This is a genomic window from Brevundimonas mediterranea (assembly GCF_014196125.1).
Lineage (GTDB): Bacteria > Pseudomonadota > Alphaproteobacteria > Caulobacterales > Caulobacteraceae > Brevundimonas > Brevundimonas mediterranea.
The window spans coordinates 203943-217371 of record NZ_JACIDA010000001.1 but is presented as its reverse complement, the minus strand read 5'-3'; the positions used below and the strand labels follow the sequence as shown (position 1 = coordinate 217371).

Sequence of the window (13429 nt, the reverse complement as noted above, 5' to 3'; positions counted from 1 at the left end):
ACAAAACTCCGGGCGAAGGCCCGGCGCCCCGCCCAGCCCTCCACTTCCAAAGGGCCTCCAACTCCGCCGCAAAAACGGCGGAGGCGCCGGCGTTCGCCGCTCGCCTTATTTGCTCTCGCGCCTCAGGATCGCTACATCCGCCCAAACCTCCCCATCCGACGAAACCCGAAGGGCGACACCGCACCTCATGGCGCAGCAATATATTTTCCAGATGCAGGGTCTGACCAAGACCTTCCCCGGCGGCCGCAAGATCTTCGAGAACATCTGGCTCAGCTTCTATAACGACGCCAAGATCGGCGTCGTCGGGGTCAACGGCTCGGGTAAATCCACCCTGCTGAAGATCATGGCCGGCCTGGACAACGAGTTCACGGGCGAGGCCCGCGCCGCCGACGGCATCAAGCGCGGCTATCTGGAGCAGGAGCCCCAGCTCGATCCCGCCCTGAACGTGCGTGAGAACGTCGAGGCCTGGTGCGAAGAGAAACAGTGGGTCAACCGCTTCAACGCCGTCGCCGCCGAACTGGGCGAGAACTACACCGACGAGCTGATGGAGGAGATGACCGCCCTCCAGGAGAAGATCGACGCGGGCGACGTCTGGGACATCGACAGCCGCATCGAAATGGCCATGGGCGCCCTGCGCTGCCCGCCCGATGACTGGGAGGTCGCCAACCTGTCGGGCGGTGAAAAGCGCCGCGTGGCCCTGGCCCGCCTGCTGCTGTCCAAGCCGGACATGCTGCTGCTGGACGAACCGACCAACCACCTGGACGCCGAATCCGTCGCCTGGCTGCAGCACCACCTGGAAAACTTCCCCGGCTGCGTCATCCTGGTGACCCACGACCGCTACTTCCTGGACCTCGTCACCAAGTGGACGCTGGAGCTGGACCGCGGCAAGGGCCACCCGCACGAGGGCAACTATTCCTCCTGGCTGGAAGCCAAGACCAAGCGCGTCATTCAGGAAAACTCGGAATCCGAAGCCCGCCAGCGCGCCCTCAGCCGCGAACTGGATTGGGTCCGCTCCGGCGCCAAGGCCCGTCAGGCCAAGTCCAAGGCCCGTCTGGCCGCCTACGAGCGGATGGTGGACGAGCAGGAATCGATGCGCGGGGCCCAGACCCACGCCCACATCCAGATCCCGCCCGGGCCGCGCCTGGGCAATGTCGTGCTGGAAGTCGAAGGCCTAGCCAAGACCTATGGCGACAAGACCCTGTTCGACAACCTGACCTTCAAGCTTCCGCCCAACGGCATCGTCGGCGTCATCGGCCCCAACGGCGCCGGCAAGTCGACCATGTTCAAGCTGATCACCGGTCAGGAAACCCCGGACGGCGGCACCATCAAGGTCGGCGAGACCGTCAAGCTGGCCTATGTCGACCAGTCGCGCGACGACCTGAAGCCGGACGAGACCATCTGGCAGGCCATCTCGGGCGGCACCGATGTGATGATGGTCGGCAAGCGCGAGATCAACACCCGCGCCTATGTCGGCAGCTTCAACTTCAAGGGCGGCGACCAGCAGAAGAAGGTCGGTCAGCTCTCGGGGGGCGAACGCAACCGCGTGCACCTGGCCAAGACCCTGGCTTCGGGCGGCAATCTGATCCTGCTCGACGAGCCGACCAACGACCTGGACATCGAAACGCTTCAGAACCTCGAAGAGGCCCTGGAAGAGTTCGCCGGCTGCGCCGTGGTCATCTCCCACGACCGCTGGTTCCTGGACCGTCTGGCCACCCACATCCTCGCCTTCGAAGGCGACGGCCACGTGGAATGGTTCGAAGGAAACTTCGAAGCCTACGAACAGGACAAGATGCGCCGCCTGGGCGCCGACAGCATCATCCCCAAGCGCATCCAGCACCAGAAGTTCGGGCGGTAATCGCCTGATCGAAAAAGAGGAGCCGCTGCATGACCCAACGCCCCGCCGTTCTTATCATGCAGCGGCATCTCGCCCCGCTCTCGCCGATCCTCGAGAGCGCCTATGATGTCTATCGCTTCTGGGAAGGCCCGCCGATCGAGGCCGCCCACGACATCCGCGCCTTGGTCGTCGCCGGCGGGGCGCCGCTGGACAAGGCCCTGATCGAACGCCTGCCCAACCTCGACCTGATCGCCTGTTTCACCTCGGGCTACGACGGGATCGACGTCGACTGGTGCCGTGAACGCGGCCTGCCCGTCACCCATGCGCCGGGCGTCAATCACGAGGACGTCGCCGACCACGCCCTGGGCCTGATCCTGGCCGCGCGCCGCCAGATCGTCTCGGGCGATCGTCAGGTCCGGTCCGGCGGCTGGACCGCCGAGACCCGCACCATCACCGCTTCCGTCGGGGGCCAGAAACTGGGCGTCGTCGGCCTGGGCGCCATCGGCAAGGCGGTCGCCGACCGCGCCGAGGCCTTCCGCATGGAGGTCACCTGGTGGGGTCCCCGCCCCCACGACGCCGAATGGCCCCGCGCCGACAGCCTGCTGGCCCTGGCGAAGGCCAGCGACATCCTGGTCGTCGCCTGCAAGGCCGACGAGACCAATCGCGGCCTGATCTCGCGCGAGGTGCTCGAGGCCCTGGGCCCCGACGGCCTGCTGATCAATGTCTCGCGCGGCCAGGTCGTGGACGAGGAGTCCCTGATCGCCGCGCTGAAGTCAGGCGTGCTCGGCCAGGCCGCCCTTGACGTTTTCGCGGAGGAGCCGACGGATCCGAGCCGTTGGGCCGACGTACCCAATATGGTCCTGACGCCTCACACCGCCGGCGCCACGACAGCCGGCGTTCAGGGCATGTTGATGCTGCTGATGCAGAACCTTCAGGCGCATTTCGCCGGAGAACCGCTGAAGACGCCCGTCCTTTAGGCGGTTTTCGCTTGCATAATCACATAAGGATATCCTTATATGATCTCATGAGTCTTACCGCCGACCAGACTGTCGAAGCCCTGCGCGCCGCCGGCGAGCCGACCCGTCTGCGCATCCTGTCGCTGCTGGCCGGCGAGGAGCTTTCGGTCATGGAGATGTCGCGCATCCTCGACCAGAGCCAGCCGCGCGTCTCGCGCCATCTGAAACTGATGACCGACGCCGGCCTGATCGAACGATTCCCCGACGGCGCCCGCGTCTATTATCGCCTGTCCCACGACGCCCACGCCCGCCGGTTGATCGACACCGTTCTGGACATCCTGGCCGACGACGCCGGGGAGGCGGACCATCGTCGCCTGGACGAGGTTCGCAAGGATCGCGAACAGGCGGCCGAAAGTTATTTCGAACAGATCGCCCCGCAATGGGACCGTCTTCGCTCCCTCTATGTCAGCGAAGCCGCCGTCGAGGCCGCCCTGGAAAAGGTCGTCGGCCCCGGCCCGTTCAAGCGGGTCGTGGATCTGGGCACCGGCTCCGGCCGCATGCTGACCCTGTTCGGCAAGAAGGCCAAGATGTCGGTCGGGCTGGATCTGAGCCAGAACATGCTCAACATCGCCCGCGCCAATGTCTCCAAGGCCGGGCTGAACAAGGTCGAGCTGCGCCACGGCGACATCTTCGCCACCCGCCTGCCAGCCGGCAGCGCCGATCTGGTGATCGTGCATCAGGTGCTGCACTATCTGGCCGACCCCTTCGCCGCCGTGGCCGAGGCCGCGCGCCTGGTCTGCCCCGGCGGCCGGCTGGTGATCGTCGATTTCGCGCCGCATGATTTCGAACATATGCGCGAGGCGCATCAGCATCGCCGCCTGGGCTTCGCCGATCACGAGATCAACGGCTGGCTGACCGACAGCGGCCTGACTCCGTCCCCGCCCGTCGCCCTGCCCCCCGACAATGAGGGCCTGACCGTGACGATCTGGACGGCGGAACGCCCCGTCCCCGCATCCTTGGCCCCGGCCAGAAAGACCGCTTGATGGCCGCGTCCTCCACCAATCTCGCCGAAGCCCGCGCCCTGCTGCTGTCGCCGCTGGGTCCGGTCGCCCGCGCCGGCTCGAACCAGGACGCCGTTCGCGTCTCCTTCGAATTCTTCCCGCCCAAGACCGACGAGGCCGAGGCCAATCTGTGGACCGCCATTCGCCGGCTGGCGCCGCTGAATCCCGCCTTTGTCTCCGTCACATATGGAGCGGGCGGCTCGACTCGTGAACGCACCCACCGCACGGTCCAGCGCATCATCGCCGAAACCGCCCTGCGCCCCGCCGCCCACCTGACCTGCGTCGAGGCCAGCCGCGACGAGGTCGATGAGGTCATCGCCGGCTACAAGACCATCGGCGTCGATCACATCGTGGCCCTGCGCGGCGATCCGCCCGGCGGCGGCGGCATCGGCGGCGTCTATCAACCCCGCGCCGACGGCTACGCCAACGCCACCGAACTGACGGCCGCCATCCGCCGTATCGGCGGCTTCGACGTCACGGTCGGCGCCTATCCCGAGAAACACCCCGAAAGCCCCTCCATCGACCACGACATCGATGTTCTGAAGGCCAAGGTGGACGCCGGCGCCACCCGCGCCGTCAGCCAATTCTTCTTCGACATCGACGCCTTCCTGCGCTTCCGCGATCGGGTTCGGGCGGCGGGCGTGACCATTCCCCTGATCCCCGGCGTCATGCCTGTGTCCAACTTCGCCGGCCTGACTCGCATGTGCGGCGCCTGCGGGACCAGCATCCCCGACTGGTTGAAGGCCCATTTCGACGGACTGGATGACGACCCGGAAACCCGGAAACTTCTGGCCGCCTCCGTCGCCGCCGAAACCTGCGCCCGTCTGCAGGAAGAAGGCTTCTCCGACTTCCACTTCTACACCCTGAACCGCGCCGATCTGGTCTATGCGATCTGCCGCGTGCTGGGCGTGCGTGAAACCAAGGCCGCAGCTTGATGACCTCTCCCCTCACCCGCGCCGAACGCATCGCCGCCCTGCATGCGGCGGCCAAGGATCGCATCCTCGTTCTCGACGGATCCTGGGGCGTGATGATCCAGCGTCGCGGCCTGTCCGAAGCCGACTTCCGCGCCGACCGCTTCGTCGCCGCCAACGGCTATGACGAGAAGCACCAGATGAAGGGGAACAACGACATCCTCTGCATCACCCGCCCGGACATCATCTCGGACCTGCACGACCAGTATTACGCCGCCGGCGCTGACATATCCGAGACCAACACCTTCTCCGGCACCACCATCGCCCAGGAGGACTACGCCCTGGACGCCCAGGCGGTGTGGGACATCAATCTGGAAGGCGCCAAACTGGCCCGCGCCGCCGCCGACCGCTGGACGGAAAAGGAGCCGCACAAGCCGCGCTTCGCCGCCGGCTCCATCGGCCCGCTGAACAAGATGCTGTCGATGTCGTCCGACGTGAACGACCCCGGCGCCCGCAGCGTGACCTTCGACCAGGTCTATGAGGCCTATCGCCATCAGGTGAAGGCGCTGAACGAGGGCGGCGTCGATCTCTATCTGATCGAGACCATCACAGACACGCTGAACTGCAAGGCCTGTATCAAGGCGATCAAGGACCTGGAGGACGAGGGCATGGACGCCTTGCCCATCTGGATCTCGGGCACCATCACCGATCGTTCGGGCCGCACCCTGTCGGGCCAGACGGCCGAGGCCTTCTGGAACAGCGTGCGCCACGCCAAGCCCTTCGCCGTCGGCTTCAACTGCGCCCTGGGCGCCGACCTGATGCGGCCCTTCATCGCCGAACTGAGCCGCGTCGCCGACACCCTGGTCGCCGCCTATCCCAACGCCGGCCTGCCCAACGCCATGGGCCAGTACGACGAGGAGCCGCACGAGACCGCCCACTTCATCGAGGAATGGGCCGCCTCCGGCCTGGTCAATATCGTCGGCGGCTGCTGCGGCACGACGCCGGACCATATCAAGCACGTCGCCGAAGAGGTCGCGCCGCTGAAGCCGCGTGTGATCCCGGAACGCCCGGTAGCGCTGCGGCTGTCGGGGCTGGAACCTTTCGAGATGGTGGCGTGATGGTGACGCGTTCTTTCCTTCTCCCATTGGGAGAAGGTGGCCCGCAGGGCCGGATGAGGGTTCGCCGGTGGGCCAACTCGCACCGCCTATCCCTCACCCTTTCGCGCCAGAACGACGGCTTCGCCGCCGTGCGCTCAAGCCCTCTCCCAATGGGAGAGGGAGGACAGTCATGAGACCCACCTTCATCAATGTCGGCGAACGAACCAACGTCACCGGCTCGGCCAAATTCCGCAAGCTGGTGGTCGAAGGCGACTATTCGGCCGCGCTCGACGTCGCCCGGCAACAGGTCGAGGCCGGGGCCCAGATCATCGACATCAACATGGACGAGGGCCTGCTGGACGGCGCCGTCGCCATGCGGACCTTCCTGAACCTGATCGCGGCGGAACCCGACATCGCCCGCGTGCCGGTGATGATCGACAGCTCCAAATGGGAGGTGATCGAGGCGGGGCTGAAGTGCGTCCAGGGCAAGCCCATCGTCAACTCGATCAGCATGAAGGAGGGCGAACAGGCCTTCCGCGATCATGCGATCAAATGCCTGCGCTATGGCGCCGCCGTGGTGGTCATGGCCTTCGACGAGGTGGGCCAGGCCGACACCGCCGCGCGCAAGATCGAGATCTGCACCCGCGCCTATAATATCCTGGTCAACGAGGTCGGCTTCCCGCCCGAGGACATCATCTTCGACCCCAATATCTTCGCCGTGGCGACGGGGATCGAGGAGCACGACAACTACGCCGTCGACTTCATCGAGGCGGTCAAGGTCATCAAATCCACCCTGCCCTACGCCCGGATCAGCGGCGGGGTGTCGAACGTCTCGTTCAGCTTCCGCGGCAACGAGCCGGTGCGCCGGGCCATCCACAGCGTCTTCCTGTATCACGCCATCCAGGCGGGCATGGACATGGGCATCGTCAACGCCGGCGACCTGCCGGTCTATGACGACATCGACCCGACCCTGCGCGAGGCGGTCGAGGACGTGATCCTGAACCGCCCGCAGCGGACGAACGTCTCCAACACCGAGCGCCTCGTCGACATCGCCCCCAACTACAAGGGCGACAAGGGCGTCGCCCGCGTCGTCGATTTGAAATGGCGTGATCAGCCGGTCGCCGCCCGAATCGCCCACGCCCTGGTCAACGGCATCACCGAATATATCGACGCCGACACCGAAGAAGCCCGCCTCTCGTTCGAACGCCCCCTGCACGTCATCGAAGGTCCGCTGATGGACGGGATGAACGTGGTCGGCGACCTATTCGGCTCGGGCAAGATGTTCCTGCCGCAGGTGGTGAAATCCGCCCGCGTGATGAAACAGGCCGTGGCCTGGCTGGAGCCCTACATGGAGGCCGAAAAGGCCGGCAAGCCGCGCGAGCAGGCGGGCCGCATCCTGATGGCCACGGTCAAGGGCGACGTCCACGACATCGGCAAGAACATCGTCGGCGTCGTGCTGCAATGTAACAACTACGAGGTCATCGACCTGGGCGTCATGGTCCCGGCCGACCGGATCCTGGACGCCGCCGTCGAGCACAAGGTCGACATCATCGGCCTGTCAGGCCTGATCACGCCGTCGCTGGACGAAATGGTCTTCGTCGGCGCCGAGATGGAACGGCGCGGCTTCGACATCCCCCTGCTGATCGGCGGCGCCACCACCAGCCGCACCCATACGGCGGTCAAGATCGAACCGGCCTATCGCCGCGGCTCGACCACCTATGTCGTCGATGCTTCGCGCGCCGTCAGCGTCGTCTCGGGCCTGCTGTCCAAGACCGAGCGCGCCAAGAACGAGGCCGCCACCCGCGACGAATATATCCGCATCCGCGAGCAGTATGCCCGCGGCCAGGAGGTCAAGGCCCGCGCCACCCTCGCCCAGGCGCGCGAAAACCGCTTCCGCATCGACCCGACCCAGCCCCTGCCCGGCAAGCCCTCCTTCATCGGCGTGAAGGCCTTCGACGCCTGGGACCTGAAGGACCTGGCGGATCACATCGACTGGACCCCCTTCTTCGCCAGTTGGGAGCTGATCGGCCGTTATCCGCTGATCCTCGAAGACGAGATCGTCGGAGAGGCTGCGCGCGACCTGTTCGAGGACGCCAAGCTCATGCTGAAGCGGATCATCGACGAGAAATGGTTCACGGCGAAAGGCGTCGTCGGCTTCTGGCCCGCCCGCCCCGACGGCGACGACGTCATCGTCTTCGCCGACGAGAGCCGGGACGCGGAGATCGCCCGGTTCCACACCCTGCGCCAGCAGATCAAGAAGTCGAACGGCAAGCCGAACCTGGCCCTGTCCGATTTCATCGCCGAAGAGGGTGAGGACTATATCGGCGCCTTCGCCGTCACCGCCGGCCACGGCGAATTGGAGATCGCCAAGCGCTTCAGAGACGCCGGCGACGACTATTCCGCCATCCTGGCCACCGCCTTAGCGGACCGTCTGGCCGAGGCCTTCGCCGAACGCCTGCACAAGGAAGTCCGCACCCAGCTGTGGGGCTATGCCGCCGACGAGGCGACCGACATCGACGACCTGATCACCGAACAATATCAGGGCATCCGCCCCGCCCCCGGCTATCCGGCCCAGCCCGACCACACGGAAAAGGCCACCCTGTTCCGCCTGCTTCAGGCCGAGGCCAACGCCGGCATGGCCTTGACCGAAAGCTTCGCCATGACGCCCCCCGCATCGGTCTCGGGCCTCTATTTCGGCCATCCGGGCAGCCACTATTTCGGCGTCGGCAAGATCGATCTGGACCAGGTCGAGGACTACGCCCGGCGCAAGGGCTGGGACGTGGCGACTTGCGAACGCTGGCTGGCCCCCATCCTCAACTATGATCCCTACGCGGCCAAACGCGAAACGGCGGCCTGAGCCGTAGCTCAGACCGCCGTCTAGACGTCTTGAGGTTTGCCCTGATCAGTTCGGCGCGGCTGTCGCCGGCGCACCCGTCTCGGTCAGGCCCACCTCGGCCAGGGTCGCAGGCGGGGTGGTGATATTGGCGCGGATGCGGCGCGCGGCGTGTTCACACCGGCCCGGCAGGCCATAGAACAGACCGAACGACTGGCTGCGCGCCGCCTCGTCCTGCGTGGCCAGCAGCGCAGCCCACTGGGCCTTGGCCGACGCGGCGGCTTGCTGCGCGGCGGCCTTGGTCGCGGCGGTCTGGCGCGGTTCAGCGGCAGCCAAGGCGCTGCGGAAATCCTGCGCCTCCAGACGACCCAGACGCACCAGTTCGAGATCTTCCGGCGAATGATCGGTCAGGCTCTCGCCAAGATCGGCATGGCCCGTGACCAGGGCGTCGCACCAGGCCACCAGCGGATAATCCTGCGTCGGCGCCCCGCGCGGCAGCGGCCGGGCATAGGCCATGGCCTCGCGCACCTTCAGGGCGTCGGCGGTCTCGGCCGAGCGCGCGCCGGTGACGATGGGACCGTCCTGATTTTGGCTCGGCCCTTGCCCCTGGGTCTGGGCCTGGGCGGTCGCACCCGCGAGAGTAATGATGGCGGCGAGCGCGGCTGCGGAATTCTTCAACTTTGGCATCCCTGTATTATGAGCCCCCCGGCCCATTCTCGGCACCGTAACGCTTGACCGCCGGAATGGTTTTTCTGCGGCGACAAAAAAGAAAGGGGCGGCCAACCCAAAGGTTCGCCGCCCCGTCCGACTTGACTGAATGTGAGCTTAGAAGCTCGCGGTCACGCTGATGAAGGCGTAACGGCCCATCGCATCATAGACTTGCGGATAGGTATTGTTGTTGCCCGTGGTGCCGACCGAGTAGGACAGCGGCGGATCGTTATCGAGGATATTGTTGACGCCGCCGCGAACCGTGACGTTGTCACGCAGCTGCCACGACCCGTTCAGATCGAAGTAGTGCTGCTCTTCCAGGGTGCTGTCCAGACGCGTGGTGACGCCCGAGTCCAGATCGATTGCCGAGATATAGCGCCACGTCAGACCCAGGTTGACGCCATCGACAGGGGTTCCCCATGACACAGAGGCGCGATGACGCCATTCCGGTGCGGCCGCAATGTCGTTCGCAGCACACGTATTGCCGAATTTGCCGGCGCAATCGAACACGTCCAAGCCAGTATCCGTTTCCAACTTCTCCAGCCAAGTGCCGGTGAAGCTCAGACCGATCGTACCCCAGTTGGCGACACCCCAGCTTTCAAGCGGCAGGTTGTAGCCGCCGACGAAGTCGATACCCGACGTTGCTAGACCGCCGATATTGGCGTTGCGATCTTCGATATAGCCGTTACCGAGATACAGGCTACCGTTACCTTCGTTACGCTTGATCAGATTACAGGCATCCAAATCGCCCAATGTGTAGCAGTAAGTGGCGATATTTGCGCCGCCCAACGGCTGTATCAGGTTCGTAATTTCGATATCGAAATAGTCAATCGACAGATTGAATCCGGGCAGGAAGCTCGGCGTAAAGACCACACCGAATGTAGTTGTCTCCGAGTCTTCCGGCGTCAAAGTCGACGTCCCGCTTTGAAGACGATTATACTGTCCAGCATCATTGGTCAGCAATCCGCTCGTCGTCTGAGCGGAGGTCACTTGCCACGAATTCGTGCCAATGCAAACAGCGTTGCCGGCATACGTGCCTGCGCTAGTTGCATCGCAGGGATCCGCATCCATGTCGAACAGATTGAACCCTTCGGCGGTGAACAGGTCGATGACGTTGGGAGCACGCGTCGCCGACTGATAGCTTGCGCGGAAGCGGATATCGGAAACCGGCGCATAATCCATGCCGATCTTCCAGGTGTCGGTCTTGCCGCCGAGCGCATAGTCGGACGCCCGATAGGCGCCGTCGATGCTGATCGATTCAGCGAACGGCAAACCCTCGACGATCGGCAACTGGAACTCGCCGAACAGATCATATGTCGACTGAGCGCCACCGAGACCGATGGTCGGCCCACCTTGACCGGCGCCGTCGCCGGTGGAGTAGGTCACGTCCGTCACCAGATCCAGAGAGTCACGACGGTACTCAGCACCGAACGCCACTTGCAGACCACGCGTCGCCCAAGGGGAAACGACGCCACGTTCGGTAAGGTCTCCTGTCACGGAAGCCGTAACGACTTGCTGCTCGGTGTAACCCGTCATCACCAATGGCACTTGGAGATAATCCAATGCCTGTTGCGTAACGCCGCCCAAGGAGAAGACGTTGTAAGGTACGCAGTTTGGATCAGTTCCGTCCAGAACGGAGGAACAAACCGGAGCGCCCGAAATCGGATCAGCAACAACGTCCAAAGCACGCGTCAGGCGAGCGATCGAGAACTCATTGCGGTAAATCTGCGAGAGCTTGACCTTGAGTATTGAGCCGAAACTTCGTAGCTCCAGGCATCGTCAAGATCGCCTCGAAGGCCAACCACACCACGGTAAGACGTGTAATCAAGGTGCGACTGGCGACCGCCTCCCTCCACGTTACGACGAAGGATATAAAGGGAAGCGTCAGTCGGGGTTCCGGCCGCAGCGCCACAGATGGTTGCAGCTTGTGAAGCGGACAGGAGAGGATTGTCGCAGTTGATGGTGCCGGTGTTGCCGAAATTGCCTGAAGGGGCGATCTGCGCAACCGACTGATAATCGCTGAACATAAGTTGAGCGAAGGCTTCAACCTTGTCGTTGATCTGATAGTGGCCGATTGCACCCAGGTTGTACCGTTCGTCCGGCCGCTGATAATAATTTAGCGGGCCAAAGTTGTAGGCGTCCCGAGCGCCAACATACGGAACGAAATTGCCGTTAGCGTCTAAAGTATTGTCAAAGTTTCCGTCGGCATCCTGGAAACGCCCCGGGAAGGAAGTGCCTGAACCGCCGCAAGTGAAGCTGTCTCCGGCTGTGTTTTGCCCCCCGAGAGAGCACGACGCATAGTCGTAATCTCGGCCAAGAACCTTGTTGTTCTTGCGATACCCTGCATACGCGGTGATGTTGCCTTTACCATCCGGGCTGCTCACGCCCATAATGGCGGTAATCTCTCGACTGAATCCGGTTTGAACATCGTCATCAGGCAATTTGAACTGGGACGGGTTTGTCGCGCCACGACCTTCGATCACTGATCGGAGATTGCCCGGGCCGTCATAATCATTGTGGTGCAAATACTGACCGTATTGAGCGGTCAGTTCCAGACCTTCGAAATCCTTCTTAAGGATGAAGTTCACCACGCCGGCGATCGCGTCCGAGCCATAGACGGCCGAAGCGCCGCCGGTCAGCACTTCGACACGCTCGACCAGCTGTGCAGGAATTTGGTTCAGATCGGCGGCCGCATCCAGTGGCGAACCATACGCCATCCGCTTGCCGTCGATCAGCACCAGGGTGCGGGTCGCACCAAGGTTTCGCAGCGAAACCGTGGCGGTGCCCGAGGCGCCGTTGGACACGGTCGAGTTCTGAGCCGCAAAGGCTTGCGGCAGCTGGGTGACCAGATCTTCAACGCGACTGACGCCCGATTCACGCACGTCCTCAGCTGTAACCTGGGTCACCGGGCTGGTCGTGGTCAAATTCGCCTGGCGAATGCGCGAACCCGTGACGACGATTTCCGACACCGACGCGGGTTCGTCCTGGGTCGATTGGGCTACAGCAGGCGCCGCCATGCCGATGGCGGCGAAGCCTGCGATCATGGTCGATGCCAGCAGACGTCGACGCTGGTTCTGTGATCTCATGTTGATAACCCTCCAAGGTTCAAATCGCGTTCGGGCCCAAGGACTCCGAAGACATTGGCTTGTCGCGTCCCCGCTTCCGGCGCGACACGAACAGTGAAGTGTTGACCCGCCTTTGTTTGCGCCGCCATGCTAATTACGCAATGTCTTCCCCATTGCAGCAGGACTGTCGCAAAATCGCCACGCCATAGACACCTCCGGCGCGAAGATGCAGAATCACCGGAAGCTGTGAGGTATATTGGTTATATTTTCTTCTTTTAAAGCATACGGAGGCAGGAATTTGCGGTGCTTTATGGCAACTTTAGTCGGTATTTCAGCCACAGTCTTCGCAGGATCAACGACGGCCGCCCCGGCGCAGGAAGGGGAGCGAGCGGAAAGGCTGATTGAACTCACCCGCTGTCGCGAGGTGACGCGGGACGCAGATCGCCTGTTGTGTTTTGATCGGGCGGTCGCAGCGCTCGAAGCGGCCGAGCGCACTGGCGAAGTCGTCGTGCTTGATCGAGCGCAGGTGCGCGAAACGAACCGCCAGTTGTTTGGATTCCAGATCACCAATCCGTTTGCGGGACGCACAGACGTGTCTCCGGAACCGCAGATCGAAGCGATCGAGACCACGCTGCTTTCCGCCAGCCCCTCCGGCGAGGGCAAGTGGCTGTTCAGGCTGGCGGATGGATCCGAATGGCGGCAGATCGATTCAGGCGCTGTCCGCTTCAGAAATCGTGAAGGTGAGCCCGTGCGCGTTCGCCGGGCATCGTTGGGAAGCTATATGCTGACGATCTCCAGCAGCCGTGCCGTTCGCGTCCGTCGGCAGTAACAGTCATCGCTGAATCGTCACTCGACTGGCGTAGGGCGCCGGCTCCGGCGTGCAGGAAGCGGTTATCAACTGCGTCGCCATGAGACAGAGGAAGGCCGCCGCGATGGGCTGGAGCCGATTTGAGACAGCGAAGGC

Annotated in this window: 10 protein-coding genes; 7 read left to right on the top strand and 3 right to left on the bottom strand. The window is 63.8% G+C overall.

From position 1 onward, the window contains the following. Positions 1 to 187: 187 nt before the first annotated feature. From ettA to metH, 6 genes are all read left to right on the top strand, one after another. On the top strand, positions 188 to 1855 hold the full coding sequence (gene ettA / locus GGR11_RS01165) for an energy-dependent translational throttle protein EttA (protein ID WP_183194987.1): 1668 nt from the start codon (positions 188 to 190) through the stop codon (positions 1853 to 1855). Positions 1856 to 1884: 29 nt separating this feature from the next. Then, a complete protein-coding gene (locus GGR11_RS01160; protein WP_183194984.1) occupies positions 1885 to 2811 on the top strand; it encodes a 2-hydroxyacid dehydrogenase in 927 nt (308 codons plus the stop codon). A gap of 47 nt (positions 2812 to 2858) precedes the next feature. After that, positions 2859 to 3833 (top strand): ArsR/SmtB family transcription factor, encoded by a 975-nt coding sequence (locus GGR11_RS01155; RefSeq protein ID WP_183194981.1) that lies wholly within the window; start codon positions 2859 to 2861, stop codon positions 3831 to 3833. Next, positions 3833 to 4786, top strand: coding sequence for a methylenetetrahydrofolate reductase [NAD(P)H] (gene metF, locus GGR11_RS01150; protein WP_183194980.1), 954 nt, complete (start codon positions 3833 to 3835; stop codon positions 4784 to 4786). The genes GGR11_RS01155 and metF overlap by 1 nt, the downstream gene beginning before the upstream one ends. Next, the gene (locus tag GGR11_RS01145) at positions 4786 to 5880 is read left to right on the top strand and encodes a homocysteine S-methyltransferase family protein (RefSeq protein ID WP_183194979.1); all 1095 of its coding nucleotides are present in this window, start codon (positions 4786 to 4788) and stop codon (positions 5878 to 5880) included. Before metF ends, GGR11_RS01145 begins: the two co-directional genes overlap by 1 nt. 169 nt (positions 5881 to 6049) lie before the next feature. Further along, positions 6050 to 8716 (top strand): methionine synthase, encoded by a 2667-nt coding sequence (metH, locus tag GGR11_RS01140; RefSeq protein WP_183194977.1) that lies wholly within the window; start codon positions 6050 to 6052, stop codon positions 8714 to 8716. A 45-nt stretch (positions 8717 to 8761) separates the two neighbouring features. Here metH and GGR11_RS01135 read toward each other — a convergent pair whose 3' ends face one another. From GGR11_RS01135 to GGR11_RS16600, 3 genes are all read right to left on the bottom strand, one after another. Continuing rightward, positions 8762 to 9370, bottom strand: coding sequence for a hypothetical protein (locus GGR11_RS01135; RefSeq protein ID WP_246331471.1), 609 nt, complete (start codon positions 9368 to 9370; stop codon positions 8762 to 8764). A 147-nt stretch (positions 9371 to 9517) separates the two neighbouring features. Further along, the gene (locus GGR11_RS16605; protein ID WP_221205064.1) at positions 9518 to 11083 is read right to left on the bottom strand and encodes a TonB-dependent receptor domain-containing protein; all 1566 of its coding nucleotides are present in this window, start codon (positions 11081 to 11083) and stop codon (positions 9518 to 9520) included. 8 nt (positions 11084 to 11091) lie between these two features. After that, on the bottom strand, positions 11092 to 12444 hold the full coding sequence (locus GGR11_RS16600; RefSeq protein WP_221205063.1) for a TonB-dependent receptor plug domain-containing protein: 1353 nt from the start codon (positions 12442 to 12444) through the stop codon (positions 11092 to 11094). 331 nt (positions 12445 to 12775) lie between these two features. Here GGR11_RS16600 and GGR11_RS01125 point away from each other — a divergent pair, with 331 nt between their 5' ends. Further along, the gene (locus tag GGR11_RS01125) at positions 12776 to 13294 is read left to right on the top strand and encodes a hypothetical protein (protein WP_183194974.1); all 519 of its coding nucleotides are present in this window, start codon (positions 12776 to 12778) and stop codon (positions 13292 to 13294) included. The last annotated feature ends 135 nt before the right edge of the window (positions 13295 to 13429 follow it).